The 15,715-nt window shown below is 63.5% G+C and carries 16 protein-coding genes; 15 read left to right on the top strand and 1 reads right to left on the bottom strand.

The annotated features are described in order from the left end of the window. Window positions 1-15 precede the first annotated feature (15 nt). From atpD to LDB26_RS02685, 4 genes are all read left to right on the top strand, one after another. Window positions 16-1,461, top strand: a complete 1,446-nt coding sequence (gene atpD / locus LDB26_RS02700) for a F0F1 ATP synthase subunit beta (RefSeq protein WP_062063844.1) — start codon at window positions 16-18, stop codon at window positions 1,459-1,461. Window positions 1,462-1,511: 50 nt separating this feature from the next. Continuing rightward, window positions 1,512-1,766 (top strand): ATP synthase F1 subunit epsilon, encoded by a 255-nt coding sequence (locus LDB26_RS02695; RefSeq protein WP_062063842.1) that lies wholly within the window; start codon window positions 1,512-1,514, stop codon window positions 1,764-1,766. A 481-nt stretch (window positions 1,767-2,247) separates the two neighbouring features. Beyond that, on the top strand, window positions 2,248-3,771 hold the full coding sequence (locus tag LDB26_RS02690; protein ID WP_257540197.1) for a CpaF family protein: 1,524 nt from the start codon (window positions 2,248-2,250) through the stop codon (window positions 3,769-3,771). Between the two features lie 148 nt (window positions 3,772-3,919). Continuing rightward, complete coding sequence (locus tag LDB26_RS02685; RefSeq protein WP_257540195.1) at window positions 3,920-4,738, top strand: class I SAM-dependent methyltransferase; 819 nt, start codon at window positions 3,920-3,922, stop codon at window positions 4,736-4,738. A gap of 86 nt (window positions 4,739-4,824) precedes the next feature. On the opposite strand, the gene LDB26_RS02680 is transcribed toward LDB26_RS02685, so the two are convergent. Next, complete coding sequence (locus LDB26_RS02680) at window positions 4,825-5,256, bottom strand: OsmC family protein (protein WP_257540193.1); 432 nt, start codon at window positions 5,254-5,256, stop codon at window positions 4,825-4,827. Window positions 5,257-5,357: 101 nt separating this feature from the next. On the opposite strand from LDB26_RS02680, the gene LDB26_RS02675 reads away from it, so the two are divergent. From LDB26_RS02675 to LDB26_RS02625, 11 genes are all read left to right on the top strand, one after another. Further along, on the top strand, window positions 5,358-5,723 hold the full coding sequence (locus LDB26_RS02675; RefSeq protein WP_062063835.1) for a PRC-barrel domain-containing protein: 366 nt from the start codon (window positions 5,358-5,360) through the stop codon (window positions 5,721-5,723). A 157-nt stretch (window positions 5,724-5,880) separates the two neighbouring features. Next, complete coding sequence (locus LDB26_RS02670) at window positions 5,881-6,543, top strand: alpha/beta hydrolase (RefSeq protein WP_062068555.1); 663 nt, start codon at window positions 5,881-5,883, stop codon at window positions 6,541-6,543. Window positions 6,544-6,645: 102 nt separating this feature from the next. Next, window positions 6,646-6,819, top strand: a complete 174-nt coding sequence (locus LDB26_RS02665; protein ID WP_231746425.1) for a YezD family protein — start codon at window positions 6,646-6,648, stop codon at window positions 6,817-6,819. A 157-nt stretch (window positions 6,820-6,976) separates the two neighbouring features. Then, complete coding sequence (locus LDB26_RS02660) at window positions 6,977-9,436, top strand: TonB-dependent receptor (protein ID WP_062063832.1); 2,460 nt, start codon at window positions 6,977-6,979, stop codon at window positions 9,434-9,436. Window positions 9,437-9,526: 90 nt separating this feature from the next. Beyond that, window positions 9,527-10,399 carry a 3-methyl-2-oxobutanoate hydroxymethyltransferase gene (gene panB, locus LDB26_RS02655; protein WP_257540191.1) on the top strand — a complete coding sequence of 291 codons (873 nt, stop codon included), beginning with the start codon at window positions 9,527-9,529 and terminating at the stop codon, window positions 10,397-10,399. A gap of 74 nt (window positions 10,400-10,473) precedes the next feature. Then, complete coding sequence (locus LDB26_RS02650; protein ID WP_062063828.1) at window positions 10,474-11,172, top strand: tetratricopeptide repeat protein; 699 nt, start codon at window positions 10,474-10,476, stop codon at window positions 11,170-11,172. Window positions 11,173-11,186: 14 nt separating this feature from the next. Next, the gene (locus tag LDB26_RS02645) at window positions 11,187-12,530 is read left to right on the top strand and encodes a PQQ-binding-like beta-propeller repeat protein (protein ID WP_231746467.1); all 1,344 of its coding nucleotides are present in this window, start codon (window positions 11,187-11,189) and stop codon (window positions 12,528-12,530) included. 33 nt (window positions 12,531-12,563) lie between these two features. Beyond that, window positions 12,564-13,931, top strand: coding sequence for a ribosome biogenesis GTPase Der (gene der / locus LDB26_RS02640; RefSeq protein ID WP_257540189.1), 1,368 nt, complete (start codon window positions 12,564-12,566; stop codon window positions 13,929-13,931). Continuing rightward, on the top strand, window positions 13,918-14,157 hold the full coding sequence (locus tag LDB26_RS02635) for a sulfurtransferase TusA family protein (RefSeq protein ID WP_062063823.1): 240 nt from the start codon (window positions 13,918-13,920) through the stop codon (window positions 14,155-14,157). Before der ends, LDB26_RS02635 begins: the two co-directional genes overlap by 14 nt. A 55-nt stretch (window positions 14,158-14,212) precedes the next feature. Further along, window positions 14,213-14,653, top strand: a complete 441-nt coding sequence (locus LDB26_RS02630) for an Hpt domain-containing protein (RefSeq protein WP_257541953.1) — start codon at window positions 14,213-14,215, stop codon at window positions 14,651-14,653. A gap of 54 nt (window positions 14,654-14,707) precedes the next feature. After that, window positions 14,708-15,712 (top strand): LLM class flavin-dependent oxidoreductase, encoded by a 1,005-nt coding sequence (locus tag LDB26_RS02625; protein WP_257540187.1) that lies wholly within the window; start codon window positions 14,708-14,710, stop codon window positions 15,710-15,712. The last annotated feature ends 3 nt before the right edge of the window (window positions 15,713-15,715 follow it).

Below are 15,715 nucleotides of genomic sequence, written 5' to 3'. Positions count from 1 at the left end.
CGCAAGGAAGCAGTCATGGCAACCACCAACAATGTAGGCCGCATCTCGCAGGTCATCGGCGCTGTCGTCGACGTGACCTTCCCCGATGCGCTGCCCTCAATTCTCTCGGCGCTGGAAACCAGCAACAACGGTCAGCGGCTGGTGCTGGAAGTCGCCCAGCACCTGGGTGAAAACACCGTCCGCACCATCGCGATGGATTCGACCGAGGGCCTGACCCGCGGTCAGGAAGTGACCGACACCGGCGCGCAGATCAGCGTTCCCGTCGGCCCCGCGACGCTCGGCCGCATCCTGAACGTCGTCGGCGAGCCGATCGACGAGCGCGGTCCGGTGCAAACCACCCTCACCGCCCCGATCCACGCCAAGGCTCCCGAGTTCGTCGACCAGTCGACCGACGCCAGCATCCTCGTCACCGGCATCAAGGTCATCGACCTTCTCGCCCCTTATGCGAAGGGCGGCAAGATCGGCCTGTTCGGCGGCGCGGGCGTGGGCAAGACCGTGCTCATCCAGGAACTGATCAACAACATCGCGAAGGGCCATGGCGGCACTTCCGTGTTCGCGGGCGTGGGTGAGCGGACCCGCGAGGGCAACGATCTCTATCACGAATTCCTCGACGCGGGCGTTATCGCCAAGGATGCCGAGGGCAATGCGATCTCCGAAGGGTCCAAGGTGGCGCTGGTCTACGGCCAGATGAACGAACCGCCGGGCGCCCGCGCGCGCGTCGCCCTTTCCGGCCTCACCATCGCGGAATATTTCCGTGATCAGGAAGGGCAGGACGTGCTGTTCTTCGTCGACAACATCTTCCGCTTCACGCAGGCGGGCGCGGAAGTGTCGGCGCTGCTGGGCCGTATTCCCTCGGCCGTGGGCTATCAGCCGACGCTGGCGACCGACATGGGCCAGCTTCAGGAACGCATCACCTCCACCAACAAGGGGTCGATCACCTCGGTGCAGGCCGTCTACGTTCCCGCGGACGATTTGACCGACCCGGCGCCCGCGACCTCGTTCGCGCACCTTGATGCGACGACCGTTCTCAACCGCGCCATCTCCGAACTCGGCATCTATCCGGCGGTCGATCCGCTCGATTCGACCAGCCGCGTTCTGGAACCGCGCGTCGTGGGTCAGGAACATTACGACACCGCCCGCGCCGTTCAGGAAATCCTGCAGAAATACAAGTCGCTGCAGGACATCATCGCCATTCTGGGCATGGACGAGCTGTCGGAAGAGGATAAGGTGACGGTCGCCCGCGCGCGCAAGATCCAGCGCTTCCTGTCGCAGCCCTTCCACGTCGCCGAAGTCTTCACCGGCATTTCGGGCAAGTTCGTCCAGATCGAAGACACGGTGAAGTCGTTCAAGGCCGTGGTCGAAGGCGAATATGACCATCTGCCCGAAGCAGCCTTCTACATGGTCGGCGGCATCGACGAAGTGGTCGAAAAGGCCAAGAAGCTGGCTGCTGAAGCCGCGTAAGTCGCAAGCTCAAAGCCCCTCCCCCGGCGGGAGGGGCCAAGGAAAAGAAGATGGCACTGCATTTCGAACTCGTGACCCCGGAAAAGCTCGTCCGTTCGGAGGAGGTCTGGCAGGTCGTGGTGCCCGGCACCGATGGCGACTTCGGCGTGCTGGAAGGCCATGCGCCCTTCATGTCGACCGTCCGCGACGGCGCGATCCAGATTTTCAGCGCGGCGGGCGCCGCGCCGGAAGTCATTCCCGTGCAGGGCGGCTTTGCGGAGGTCAATGAAAAGGGCCTGACCGTTCTCGCTGAACACGCGGGCTGAAATCACCGCTTTCCAGTCCAATCGCAGGATGGGTATGGATAGGAGAATAAACCCCGCGCCCTTATGGTGCGGGGTTTTTCTTTTGGGTGCTGGCTGATTGAGGAGCCTTCGTATCGCGAGACGACCGGTTACGGCCCGAGGCGAACCTCTTCCCTCCGTTCGCCCTGAATAGGGGCTGAGTCGTTCGACAGGGCTGACGACAGGCTTGTCGAAGGGGCGTATCGAAGGACAGTGGCGGGCGAGCAACCCTTCGATACGGGCCTTCGGCTCCGCTCTGCCCCTATTCAGGGCGAACGGAGATAGGAATGGCGGACAGGCCACTCCCCCTAACCGCCAGCGCCGCCGCTGTTTGCCCCCCCCCCGCGCCCTCGGCCGCATTAGCCATTTGTCAAAGTTTCCACCCTATTCACCTTTTCCAGCCATATCCGGTTGGCCTTGCCCTGCATGGTCGGCCTGAACACGCAATTTGCGGCGGAGAGTCATGAGCGCATTTGGACGGAAAAATGGACCTGCCGGCATCAAGCCGGGTTTCGGCGTCGCGCGACCCATGCATGCCCCGGTGCGCGAAGAGACGCAGGGAGGGGAACAGTTCCCGCCGCTCGAAACGATCGCCCTGCCGGGGGAAGCGCCCCTCGACCCCCTGTCCGCCCCCACCAGCCAGATGCAGCGCAACGCCGATGCGATGCAGCGCCTGGCCGATCGCGCGAACCTGGAACATGCGGCGGATACCGGACCGCAGGGCTTCGAGGCATCGGTCCACAAGATCAAGGAACAGGTGCTCCCCCGCCTGCTGGAGCGCGTCGATCCCGAAGCCGCCGCGACCCTTACCAAGGATGAGCTGGCCGAGGAATTCCGGCCGATCATCATGGAAGTGCTGGCGGAACTGAAACTCACCCTCAACCGGCGCGAACAATTCGCGCTGGAAAAGGTGCTGGTGGACGAACTGCTGGGCCTTGGTCCGCTGGAGGAATTGCTGGCCGACCCGGACGTCACCGACATCATGGTGAACGGCCCCGACCAGACCTATATCGAAAAGAAAGGCAAGCTCCAGATCGCGCCGATCAAGTTCCGCGACGAGGAGCATCTGTTCCAGATCGCCCAGCGCATCGTGAACAAGGTGGGCCGCCGCGTCGACCAGACCACGCCGCTGGCCGACGCGCGCCTGCCCGACGGCTCCCGCGTCAACGTGATCGTGCCTCCGCTCTCGCTGCGCGGCACGGCCATCTCCATCCGTAAATTCTCCGCCAAGCCGATCACCATCGACATGCTGTCCCAATGGGGCGCGATGAGCCAAAAGATGGCGACCGCGCTCAAGATCGCGGGCGCCTGTCGGTTCAATATCGTGATTTCGGGCGGCACGGGTTCGGGCAAGACCACCATGCTCAACGCCCTGTCGAAGATGATCGATCCGGGCGAGCGCGTGCTGACCATCGAGGACGCGGCCGAACTGCGCCTGCAGCAGCCGCACTGGCTGCCGCTGGAAACCCGCCCGCCGAACCTGGAAGGACAGGGCGCGATCAGCATCGGCGACCTCGTCAAGAACGCCCTGCGTATGCGCCCCGACCGCATCATCCTGGGCGAAATCCGCGGCGCGGAATGTTTCGACCTGCTCGCCGCGATGAACACGGGCCATGACGGCTCCATGTGCACGCTCCACTCCAACAGCCCGCGCGAGTGTTTGGGCCGTATGGAGAATATGATCCTGATGGGCGACATCAAGATTCCGAAGGAAGCGATTTCCAAGCAGATCGCCGATTCGGTCGACCTGATCGTGCAGGTGAAGCGCCTGCGCGACGGCTCCCGCCGCGTCACCAACATCACCGAGGTGATCGGGATGGAGGGCGATGTCATCGTCACGCAGGAACTGTTCAAGTTCGAATATCATGATGAGGACGACAGCGGGAAGATCGTGGGCGAATATCGCTCCATGGGCCTGCGCCCCTATACGCTGGACAAGGCGCGACAGTTCGGTTTCGACCAGCCTTTCCTGGAAGCCTGCCTCTAGGACGCAGATCGCGCGCTCCGCTTTTTCGCGAACGGCTTGAACTTTTGTGACGAAACATGGCTGACGGGCGTCGTTCGCCATGCCCCCTTGCGCGGAGGGGAAGAGGCCGTCATCTTCAGGGTCCGTCCCAAAAAGAAGAGGGTGTCCGATGAACCGCCTCGCCTGCGTCGGCCTTTTGCTGACAGCCGCCCTGCCCATCGCACCGCTCGCCGCGCAACATGCGGGCCATGGCGATCATGCCGCGCACAAGGCGGCCGACCCGATCAGCGCCGCTGTCGCCGATCCCAATCGCACCCCCGCCAATGTCGCGCGCGACCGCTACCGCCATCCGGCCGAAACGCTCGCCTTCTTTGGGATCACGCCCCAGCAGACGGTGGTGGAATATTCGCCGGGCGGCGGATGGTATAGCGAGATACTCGCTCCGCTGCTGCGCGATCAGGGCACCTTCTACGCGCTGCAACCCAGCGGACGTTATCTCGATGGCTACAAGGCGTTTCTGGCCGCCAAGCCGAATGTCTACGATCGGGTGAAGCTGGTCGCCTATCCCGATCAGGCCGCGCAGATTCCCGCCGGGACGGTCGATACGGTCCTGACCTTCCGCAATGTGCACAATATGGTAGCCAGCGGTTCGCAGGCGGCGACATTCAAAACCCTGTTCGTCATGCTGAAACCCGGCGGCACGTTGGGCATCGTCGACCATCGCCTGCCGGAAGATCGCGACAGCGCGCTGGAAAAGACCAGCGGCTATCTCAAGGTTTCGACCGTCCGCCAGATCGCGGAGGCGGCCGGTTTCGAATATGTCGGCGCGTCGGAAATCAACGCCAATCCCAAGGATACGGCCGATTGGGGAAAGGGTGTCTGGACCCTGCCGCCAGTGCTGAGCCAGGGAGATGCCGACCGGGACACATATCTGGCGATCGGCGAAAGCGACCGCATGACGCTCAAATTTCGCAAGCCGGCGACATAGAATAATAATCGGAGTCGCAGGCGTGATTGGGCCAGCCGCCTTCGCATCGCCCGACGGAAACATGGTCGCGGACGCGCAGGATATGACTATCCCATAAGCTCGGCATCCAGACTGATGTCCGTGTCCAACAGCTTGGAGACGGGGCAATTCGCCTTCGCCTTGGCGGCCAGTTCCTGAAAGGCGACGGTATCGACGCCCGGTATCTTCGCCTTGAGGGTCAACTTGCTGGCGGTGATGACAAAGCCACCCTCCTGCTGCTCCAGCGTCACGACGGCGGCGGTTTCTATCTTTTCGGCGGTAAGCCCCGCTTCACCCAGGATCAGCGATAGCGCCATGGTGAAGCAGGCGGCATGGGCTGCGCCGATCAGCTCCTCCGGGTTGGAACCGGGCACGCCTTCGAACCGGGCAGCAAAGCCATAGGGATAGGCATTGAGTGCGCCGCTTTGGGTGGAGATCGCGCCTTTGCCGTCCTTCAGGCCGCCGCTCCAGACGGCCGATCCGCTGCGATTGATCTTCATGACTTTACTCCTGCTCTGTCGCGAGTGGAACTCGATCTCGCCTTCATGGTTGCATTATAGAGACGCCGATTTTCGGCACCTTGTCTTACAGGAGAATGGCAATGACCGACATAGGAGTGGAAGCCGGCCGCGACCTGATCGCATCCGACCGCGTCGAAGGCACCGCCGTATTCAATCTGGCGGGAGAGAAACTGGGCCACATATCCAATTTCATGGTGGAAAAGCGGGGTGGGCAGGTGCGTTACGCAACGCTGTCCTTCGGCGGTTTTCTGGGGATCGGCAACGATCATTATCCGCTGCCCTGGTCGATGCTGGACTATGATGTGGACAAGGGCGGCTATGTGGTCGACCTCAGCAAGGAAGTGCTGGAAAAAGCACCCAGCCACAATGCCGAGAACCGCCCGGATTATGACGAAAATTATGGGCGCAGCGTCTACCAATATTATGGGCTGGTCTATCCCTGGTAGGCGCCGGAGGGGAGGATGGTTGCCGCCAGCCTTCCCTGCCCTCCCCTCCAGATAGGTTAGCCGACGTCAGGCACATCCTGCCGCTTTTCTATTGTCTACTAAATAAATAGAATTATATTGAGGGCCTGATCTAGGCGTGAGGATGAGGCTGCTCACCATGGAATATTTCGGATATGCCCGTGACACCCGCCAGCCTGTCGTGCTGACGATTCCGGGCCTTAACAATAGCGGTCCAGGCCATTGGCAGACATTGTGGGAAGCACGGCGTGGCGACTGCCAGCGAGTCGATCTGGGTAGCTGGGCCAGCCCGAATCGCAATGCATGGGTCACCCGACTCGATACGGCCATCCGCGAAGCGGAAGCGCCGGTGGTGCTGGCGGCGCACAGTCTGGGTTGCCTGGCGGTGGCATGGTGGGGCGCGCTTCAAAGCCAGGCTTATGGCTGGCCGGTGACGGGCGCGCTGCTGGTGGCGCCACCCGATTGCGACCGGATGGAAACACCCGAAACCATCGGCGGGTTCGGCCCGACGCCTTGCGCCCCCCTGCCCTTTCCGTCGATAGTCGTGGCGAGCCGGGACGACCCCTATATCTTCTTCGAACGCGCCCACAGCATCGCCAAGAATTGGGGCAGCAAGTTCATGGATGCGGGCCATAGCGGCCATATCAACGCCGAATCGCGGCTGGGCGACTGGGCCTTTGGCCAGAGCCTGCTGGAAAACCTGATCGATCAGGCACACGATCAGGCCAGCGCCATGCGGCAAATTCGCCCTGCCATCCATCCCGTGCATCAGGACGCCCATCGCATCAGCGCATCGCGTTGACCCGGGCGTTGCAAGACAAACTTGCATGCTCCCTATATTTGCTTTTTTGTCTATCATTATAGTTGAGATATAGCGAGCCCAACACTTATGAATGAAAAGACCATGACAGATATCCGCCACGACCGCGCCGCGGCAACGCGTCCCGACATCACGCTCAGCATCGACAAGGTGCGCGGCGTTCTGGAAGCGCTGCGCTTCGGCTCCATCACGCTGACCGTGCATGACGCGCGCGTGGTGCAGATCGACGTGACGGAAAAGACGCGCCTCCACGCCTGACAGGGAACGGGGGCCGTATGATTTGCGCCGCCGAAAAGGGCGGCGAGCGGCTTTGGGGGGTAAGCCGCACCAATGAGAATACCCCAAGCATCGGTTTTGACCGGACCACCGGAAAGGCCGCGATCAACATTCACCGGACATCCGGAAGGGGAAAAATATGATTGCGCGTTTCCTGTTGCTCGCCAGCGTGGCGGGCACATCCATCATCACACCCATGGCCTTTGCACAGGAAGCTCCGCCCGCCGCGGACAGCACCGAACAAGCCAGCAGCCGTGGCGAGGTGATCATCGTCACCGCCCGCCGCCGTCAGGAAACGGCGCAGGAAGTGCCGCTGGCGATCTCCGTGATCCGTGGCGACAGCATCGAAGCCACCGGCAACTTCAACGTCGTGAAACTCCAGCAGCTCGCGCCGACGCTGCAAGTCTACACCACCAATCCGCGCAACACATCGGTCAACATTCGCGGCCTTGGCGTGCCGTTCGGCCTGACCAGCGATGGCTTTGAGCAGGGTGTCGGCATCTATGTCGACGACGTCTATAATTCGCGTGTCGCCGCCGCGACCTTCGATTTCCTCGATGTCTCTCAGGTCGAAGTGCTGCGCGGCCCGCAAGGCACGCTCTATGGCAAGAACACTACCGCCGGCGCGATCAATATCACGACTAACCAGCCGACCTTCGATTTCGAGGGCCGCGCCGAACTGACCGTCGGTAATCTCAACTACAAGCAGGCCAAGGCCGCCATCTCCGGCCCCCTGTCGGACACCATCGCCGCGCGCATCGCCGTGGCCTCGACCAGTCGGCGCGGCACGCTTTACAACACGACCACCGACCGCTGGGTCAACGAGCAGGACAATCTGGGCATTCGCGGCCAGTTGCTGTTCAAGCCCAACGAGGATCTCAGCATCACGCTGTCGGGCGACTATAGCAAGCAGAACCCGGAATGCTGCGGCACCGTCTATGTCCGCGTCGGCAAGACCCAGCGCGCGCCCAACCGGCAATATGACGAACTCGTCAACGCGATCAACGCCGCCAGTCCCGGCCGCAACTATGCCGTGCCCAGCACCAATCCCTATGACCGCCTGACCGACACCGACGCCAGCCTGAATGCGGGCAACAAGATCGGCGGCGCGTCGCTCCGGGTGAAGTGGGATGTCGGCGCCGGCACCTTCACCTCCGTCACCGCCTGGCGCTTCTGGGACTGGAAGCCGGAGAATGATCGCGATTTCACCGGCCTGTCGATCGTGTCCAAGTCGCAAAACCCTTCGCAGCAGGACCAGTACAGCCAGGAATTCCGCTATAATTATGAAAGCCAGAAGATCGACTTCGTGGTCGGACTGTTCGGCTTCAAGCAGCGGATCGACACGCAGGGCACCGAGCAGCAAGGCTCCGACGCCAGCCGGTGGAGCCTGTCCGGCGCACTGGCGAGCGATCCCAGCGTCCTCGAAGGCCTGACCGCCACCAACACGCAATATCTCAAGAGCACCAGCGCGGCGCTGTTCGGTCAGCTCAGCTGGAAGGTGACGGACGCCCTGACGATCCAGCCGGGCGCGCGCCTCAACTATGACAAGAAGTCCGGCTATTATCAGCGCGTCGTCACCGACGGCGCCGGCCAGACCCTCAATTGCACCCCGGCGCCGGGCACGGCCCTGCCCGCCGTGCTCGCCGCGCAATGCGGCGTTTACCAGCCGCAGGTCAGCGCGCCGTCCGACAGCGCGTGGAACTTCACCTACGACTTCAACGTCAATTACAAGATCGCCCGCGACATCCTGGCCTATGCGACCTATGCCAAGAGCTTCAAGACGCTGGGCATCAACCAGAACGGCCTGCCGCTCAATGCCGACAATACGGTGAATTACGACGCGGGCACGGTGAAGCCGGAATCGGTCAACCATTTCGAAGTGGGCCTCAAGACCCAGTTCTGGGATCGCCGGGCCACCTTCAACCTTTCCGCCTTCCGCACCGACATCAAGAATTTCCAGGCGACGGTGAACGGCGGACAGTTCGGCACCGTGCGCGGATATCTGGCCAATGCGGAAAAGGTCCGGTCGCAGGGTATCGAGGCGGACTTCAAGGTCGTCGCCAGCGAACGCTTCACCGCTTACGCCAACGGCGCCTATACCGACGCCAAGTACAAGAAGTTCACCAACGCCCCCTGCCCGCCCGAACTGTCCGGCGGCACGTTGCAGCCCGCCGACGCCACGCCCGATTATTCGCAGCCCGGCGTCCCTGGCGCGCTCAGCCCGCGGCAGTGCGACATTTCCGGTCAGGGCCTGCCCGGCGTGTCGAAATGGGCCTTCTCCTACGGCGCGGAGGTCAACGCCCCGGTCACGCTGCTGGCGAAGGAAGGCCAGGTCTATCTGGGTGTCGACGGCAATTACCGCTCGCGCTGGAATTCGAACGCCTCGCCGTCAATCTATACGGAGGTGAAGGGCTATGCGCTGACCAACTTCCGCGCCGGTTTCCGCGGCGAGGGTTTCGACATCTTCGGTTGGGTGCGGAATGCCTTCGATGTGAACTATATCGAAAATCTTCAGGTCGCGCCCGGCAACACCGGCCTGATCGCCGGTCAGCCCGGCGACCCCCGGACGTGGGGCGGAACGATCAAATTCTCGTTCTGATACGATCCGGGCCAGTCGGGGCGGCACATAATGCCGATCCGGCTGGCCCGGCATTTGCGCCGGGGAAGCGGCTGGGGTAGAGCACAGCCCATGTCCACGACCTTCACGCTCGACACGTCGACCAGCCGCGCCAATCCTACCCCAGCGCCGATGAAGCGCCTGACCGTGCCCGCCATCCAGCGGCGCAAGTTCGAGGGGAAAACGGACGAGCCGCTGGTGATGCTGACCGCCTATACCGCGCGGCAGGCCCAGATCCTCGATCCCCATTGCGACATATTGCTGGTGGGCGATTCGCTGGCGCAGGTGATTTACGGCCTGCCTTCCACCCTGCCGGTGACGCTCGACATGATGATCGCCCATGGCGCGGCGGTAGTGCGCGGCAGCTATCACAGCGTCGTCATCGTCGACATGCCCTTCGGCGCCTATGAAGCTTCCCCGCAGCAGGCCTTTGCCGCCGCCAGCCGCATCCTTGCCGAAACGGGCTGCGCCGCCGTCAAGCTGGAAGGCGGGCAGGCGATGGCCGAAACCATCGCTTTCCTGAGCCAGCGGGGCATCCCCGTCATGGCGCATATCGGCCTTACCCCGCAGGCGGTGAACGCGCTGGGCGGCTATGGCGCGCGGGGCAAGAGCCAGCAGGAACATGCCAAGATCATGGCCGACGCCCGCGCTGTGGCGGATGCCGGGGCCTTCGCCGTCGTGCTGGAAGGCGTGATGGAGGAACTGGCCGACGCCATCACGGGCAGCATCGACATTCCGGTCATCGGCATTGGCGCATCGGCCCGGTGCGACGGGCAGGTGCTGGTGATCGACGACATGCTGGGCATGTTCGATCGGGTGCCGCGTTTCGTGAAACGCTATGAAAATCTGGCCGAAACGATCGAAGGGGCGGTCAAAAACTATGCCGCCGACGTGCGCGCCCGCGTCTTTCCGACCGAAGATCAGGTCTATCGGCCCAAAAAGTGATTTGCGCCTTGCCCCGCGACCGCTAATGATCGCGCCTTTCGACATAATGACCATCATATTTCCCGGAGACAAGCGTGGCCCTGACGCCGCAAAATAGCGAAGCCTTCATGCGCGAGGTGGACGATGCCGTCCGTCAGGACCGGCTGCTGACCTTCTGGCAGCGGTTCGGGCGCTGGATCGCCGTTGCGGTGGTCGTCGGCCTCGCGGCTTTCGGGGGCTGGCTCTATTGGCAGCATCACAGCAAGACCCAATCGGAAGCCGTGTCCGAACAGATGGACAAGGTGCTGAGCACCGCCATGGGCGGCGGCGCGCCGGACGCAAAGGAGCTGGATGCGCTGGCGCAGGCAAGCCAGCCGGGTTATCGCGCTTCGGCCCAGCTCATCAAGGCGGGCACCGCTTCGGGCAAGGGCGATGCAAAGACCGCGATCGCCATCTATCAGGCGATGGCGCAGGACAGCTCGCTGGACCAGCCCTATCGCGACCTCGCCCTGATCCGGCAGACGGCGCTGGAATATGAAAGCCTTAAGCCCCAGCAGATCGTCGATCGGCTGAAGCCGCTGGCCGTCGAAGGCGCGCCGTGGTTCGGCAGCACCGGAGAAATGGTCGCCATCGCCTATATGAAGATGGGCAAACGCGATCTCGCCGGGCCGCTTTTCGCGGCCATGGCCAAGGACAAGAATGTGCCGCAGTCCATCCGTTCACGCGCGCGACAGATGGCCGGGCTATTGGGGGTGGACGCGGTCGAAACGCCGACCGAAGGCTCTGAGGGATAAGCGAGCGCATGGGGATGCAGGAAATGACCAAGTTTTCGGCCATGGGCCGTGCCCTGACCGTTGCCGCCATGGTAGCGATGCTGGCCAGTTGCGGCATCGTCGGCGGCAAGAAGGGCGGGCCAAAGACACCCGTGGTCGGCAAGCGGACATCGATCCTGACCGCCGAACAGGGGGTGGAGGTCGATCCGACGCTGGCCGACGTGCCGGTCACGCTGCCCGAACCCTATGCCAACGATCAATGGTCGCAGCCGGGCGGCGCACCGTCCAAGACCATGGGACATCTCGCGCTGGGCGCTTCGCCGCGGCAAATCTGGTCCGCGTCCATCGAGGGCAGCACCCCCAAGGCGCGGCTGGCGGCAGCGCCGGTCATCGTGGGCGGCAAGCTCTACGTCATCGACGCGGGCGCCCATGTCATCGCCTATGACGCCAATAGCGGCGCGAAGCTGTGGCAGACCCCCCTGCCTTCCGAAGGCAATGGCCGCGCCCTGTTCGGCGGCGGCGTCAGCGTCGTGGACGACCGAGTCTTCGCCAGCACCGGCATCGGCGACGTGGCCGCGCTCAATGCCAGCAACGGCGCCATCATCTGGAAGAAGCGGCCCGGCGGCCCGCTGCGCGGCGCGCCGACACTCGCCAACGGCCATGCCTATGTGATGGGGCAGGACAACCAGATTTTCGCGCTCAATCAGACCGATGGCGCGGTCCAGTGGACCGACAGCGGGACGCTTCAGGTGACGGGCGTGTTCGGCGTCGCCGCCCCCGCCGCCGCGCAAGGCACGGTGATCGCGGGATACAGCTCCGGCGAACTCACCGCCTATCGTTATGAAAATGGCCGCTCGCTCTGGGGCGATGCTCTTTCGCGCACCAGCATTTCCACGGCGGTCGCATCGCTGACGGACATCGACGCCGACCCGGTGATCGATCGTGGCCGCGTGTTCGCCATCGGACAGGCGGGCCGCATGGCCTCCTATGAACTCGTCACCGGCCAGCGCCTGTGGGAAATCAATATCGGCGGCATTTCGACGCCGTGGGTGGTGGGCGAATGGGTGTTCGTCGTCACCAGCGACGCCAAGCTGCTCTGCGTCGCGCGCGCCACCGGCAAGATCCGCTGGATCAGCCAGCTCCGCCGCTGGCAGAAGGAAAAGAAGAAGGACAAGGCGATTCGCTGGACCGGCCCGGTTCTGGCGGGCAATCGCCTGGTTCTGGTATCGACGCACGGCGATCTGGTCTATGCCGATCCCGCGACCGGCGCGGTGCAGGCCGATATCGAAATGGACAAGCGCATGTCGCTGCCCCCGGTGGTGGCCAACAACACGCTCTATATTCTTGCCGATGACGGCAAGCTGACGGCGCTACGGTAAGGCGCTACGGAAAGAAGGAAACGGGCCCTCATCATGCTGCCCACAGTTGCTATTGTCGGGCGGCCCAATGTGGGCAAGTCCACCCTCTTCAACCGGCTCGTCGGAAAGAAACTGGCGCTGGTCGACGACCAGCCCGGCGTCACGCGCGACCGGCGGGAGGGGGAGGCGCATCTCCTCGGCCTCGACTTCACGATCATCGACACGGCGGGGTATGAGGAAGAAGATCCCCAGACCCTGCCCGGCCGGATGCGGATGCAAACGCAGGCGGCGGTCCAGAATTGCGATGTCGCCCTGTTCCTGATCGACGCGCGCGCGGGCATTACCCCGCTGGACGAGGAAATCGCCCGCTGGCTGCGCGAAAGTCCTGCGCCCGTCGTGCTGGTGGCCAACAAGGCGGAAGGCAAGGCGGCCGATCCGGGCGTCATGGAAGCCTTCAGCCTGGGCCTGGGCGAACCCATTCCTTTCTCCGCCGAACATGGGCAGGGCCTTGCGGACCTGTTCCAGGCTCTCCTCCCCCATCTCGAACGCGAGGATGGCGATGAGCATGAGAAGGAATTTTACGAGGACGATGAAAGCGCACCGCTCAAACTCGCCATCGTCGGCCGTCCCAATGCGGGCAAGTCCACGCTCATCAACCGGCTGCTGGGCGAAAACCGCCTGCTGACCGGCCCGGAAGCAGGGATCACCCGTGACAGTATCGCCGTAGATTGGGCGTGGACCAACGCCGATGGTGAAGAGCGACCCGTCCGCCTGATCGACACCGCCGGGATGCGGAAACGCGCCAAGGTGCAGGACAAGCTGGAAAAGCTCGCCGTGTCGGACGGCCTCAACGCCGTCAACTTCGCGGAGGTCGTCGTGCTGCTGCTCGACGCCACGCGAGGGCTGGAAGCGCAGGATCTTCGCATCGCCGACAAGGTGCTGGAGGAAGGGCGCGCGCTCGTCATCGCGCTCAATAAATGGGACACGGTGGAACATGGCTCGGCGCTCTATCAGGGCATCAAGCAGGCGCTGTCCGATGGCCTGGCGCAGGTGCGCGGCGTGCCGATCATGACCGTATCCGCCGCGACCGGCAAAGGACTGGACGACCTCATCCGCGTCGCCTTCGAAACGCGCACCTCATGGTCGCAGCGCGTGTCGACCGGCATCCTCAACCGCTGGTTCGAACGGGCGCTGGAAGCCAACCCGCCCCCTGCCCCCGGCGGCAAGCGGATCAAGCTGCGCTACATCACCCAGAACAAGACGCGGCCACCGACCTTCGTGCTGTTCGGAACGCGGCTGGATGAACTGCCGGAAAGCTATCGCCGCTATCTGGTGAACGGCATCCGCAAGGAACTGGGCTTCGGTGCGGTGCCGGTGCGTTTGACGCTGCGGAGCGCCAAGAACCCTTATGCCAGCAAATAGCGCCGCGCCGACCCATGTGAACGCGCGGGGCATGAAATGCCCATGGCCCGCGTTGCGCGCCGCCCGCGCCATGCGGGACGCCGATGCGATCATCATCGAAGCCGACGACCCCATCGCGCCGGGCGAACTGGAAGCGTTGGCGCGGGAACAGGGCTGGGCCTTCGCGACGATGGATGGCGGATGCTTTTCGATCGTCCGGCACCGGGAGACAGGTTCGCGCCCTTAACCTGCTATTTACGCGGCCTCCCTATGCCGTTCCGCTTGAGCAAGGAGTGGCGAGGGTGCCCCACGGCAATGCCGAATTGGTGAACTGGCAGGAATTTAAGCGGACCCGAGCCGAACTGGCCACGGCGTTCATGCGGATTCTGGGCTATTTTCGCGAGGATGGCGAAAAGGCGATCGGCCTGATCGAACAAGCCTTTCGCGACCGCAACGCCGCCGCCCTGGTGGCTCCCGCCCACAAGCTGAAAGGGGAAGCCGCCCAATTCGGCGCCCATCGGTTGAGCTTCATGGCGGAACAGATCGAAATGGTCGCCCGCCGCTGCGTCGAATGTCATGAAAGCCCGGAAGAACTGATCGAGATCGTGGTCGCCCTGCGTCCATGTTTCGCCGAAACGCTCGCACTGCTGGACCGGGAAGCCAATCCGCTGGCCATGCGGAAACCAGCCGCTTTCGGCCGCCGCGCGGCAAGCGCGACAGCCGGATTTGGCCGGGCGGTGTGAAACCGCCCAGATTTCGTGTTGAAACAAAACGGGGCTTGTCCCCATATGCGGGTCATGACCCTTCTTTCCCTGCTCGATCTCGTCCCTGTCACTGAAGGCAGTGACGCTTCCACCGCCCTCTCCCACGCTGCCGCACTAGCCGCCCATGCAGAGGAGCTGGGCTATCACCGTTATTGGGTGGCTGAACATCATGGCATGGTGGGCATCGCTTCGGCGGCCACAGCCGTTGTGCTGGCCCATGCCGGTCATGCGACATCGACCATCCGCATCGGCGCGGGCGGCATCATGCTGCCCAATCATGCGCCGCTCCTGATCGCCGAGCAATTTGGCACATTGGCCGCCCTGTTTCCCGGACGGGTGGATTTGGGCCTTGGCCGCGCGCCGGGATCGGACCAGCGTGTCGCGCAGGCGATGCGGCGGACATTGACGGGCGGGCCGGACCAGTTCCCTCGCGACGTCATGGAACTTCAGGCCTTTTTCGCGGACGATCCGCGCCTGGGCATTCAGGCGACGCCAGGCGCGGGCGCGGATGTGCCGCTCTGGATATTGGGGTCGAGCCTGTTCGGGGCACAATTGGCTGCCGCGTTGGGTTTGCCCTATGCCTTTGCCTCCCATTTCGCACCCGCCGCGCTGGATGAGGCGATCGCCCTCTACCGCAGCGAATTTCGTCCCTCGGTGCAGCTTGACCGGCCTTATGTCATGGCCGGATTCAATGTCTTTGCGGCGGACACGATGGACGAAGCCCAGTGGATCGCCACGTCGATGCAGCAGAGTTTCGTCAGCCTCCGCTTCGGCCAGCCCGGCAAGTTGCAGCCGCCCGTGCGCGATTATTATGAAACGCTGCCCATTCAGGCCCGCAAGATGCTGGACAAGGTGCTCAGCGCTTCCAGCATCGGCACGCAGGCCGATGTGGAGCGCGACCTGGCCGCCTTCATCGACCGCACCGGCGCCGATGAAATCATCGTCAGCGGACAGATTTTCGACGCGGCAGCCCGCCAGCACAGCTTCGCCATCGCCATGGCCGCCGCACAGGCGATCAACGCCCGCGAGCCGGCCTGATCC

This window comes from Sphingobium sp. CFD-1, from assembly GCF_024611115.1.
In the GTDB taxonomy this organism is placed as follows: Bacteria; Pseudomonadota; Alphaproteobacteria; order Sphingomonadales; family Sphingomonadaceae; genus Sphingobium; species Sphingobium baderi_A.
This window is presented reverse-complemented; position numbering and strand designations above follow the sequence as displayed.

What these genes read in the sequence shown, in the direction of transcription:
- der (WP_257540189.1), top strand. Translation starts at nt 12,564, where the DNA reads ATGCTGCCCACAGTTGCTATTGTCGGGCGGCCCAATGTGGGCAAGTCC.
- atpD (WP_062063844.1), top strand. Translation starts at nt 16, where the DNA reads ATGGCAACCACCAACAATGTAGGCCGCATCTCGCAGGTCATCGGCGCT.
- panB (WP_257540191.1), top strand. Translation starts at nt 9,527, where the DNA reads ATGTCCACGACCTTCACGCTCGACACGTCGACCAGCCGCGCCAATCCT.
- LDB26_RS02645 (WP_231746467.1), top strand. Translation starts at nt 11,187, where the DNA reads ATGCAGGAAATGACCAAGTTTTCGGCCATGGGCCGTGCCCTGACCGTT.
- LDB26_RS02695 (WP_062063842.1), top strand. Translation starts at nt 1,512, where the DNA reads ATGGCACTGCATTTCGAACTCGTGACCCCGGAAAAGCTCGTCCGTTCG.
- LDB26_RS02680 (WP_257540193.1), bottom strand. Translation starts at nt 5,256, where the DNA reads ATGAAGATCAATCGCAGCGGATCGGCCGTCTGGAGCGGCGGCCTGAAG.
- LDB26_RS02675 (WP_062063835.1), top strand. Translation starts at nt 5,358, where the DNA reads ATGACCGACATAGGAGTGGAAGCCGGCCGCGACCTGATCGCATCCGAC.
- LDB26_RS02670 (WP_062068555.1), top strand. Translation starts at nt 5,881, where the DNA reads ATGGAATATTTCGGATATGCCCGTGACACCCGCCAGCCTGTCGTGCTG.
- LDB26_RS02685 (WP_257540195.1), top strand. Translation starts at nt 3,920, where the DNA reads ATGAACCGCCTCGCCTGCGTCGGCCTTTTGCTGACAGCCGCCCTGCCC.
- LDB26_RS02625 (WP_257540187.1), top strand. Translation starts at nt 14,708, where the DNA reads ATGACCCTTCTTTCCCTGCTCGATCTCGTCCCTGTCACTGAAGGCAGT.
- LDB26_RS02635 (WP_062063823.1), top strand. Translation starts at nt 13,918, where the DNA reads ATGCCAGCAAATAGCGCCGCGCCGACCCATGTGAACGCGCGGGGCATG.
- LDB26_RS02660 (WP_062063832.1), top strand. Translation starts at nt 6,977, where the DNA reads ATGATTGCGCGTTTCCTGTTGCTCGCCAGCGTGGCGGGCACATCCATC.
- LDB26_RS02665 (WP_231746425.1), top strand. Translation starts at nt 6,646, where the DNA reads ATGACAGATATCCGCCACGACCGCGCCGCGGCAACGCGTCCCGACATC.
- LDB26_RS02690 (WP_257540197.1), top strand. Translation starts at nt 2,248, where the DNA reads ATGAGCGCATTTGGACGGAAAAATGGACCTGCCGGCATCAAGCCGGGT.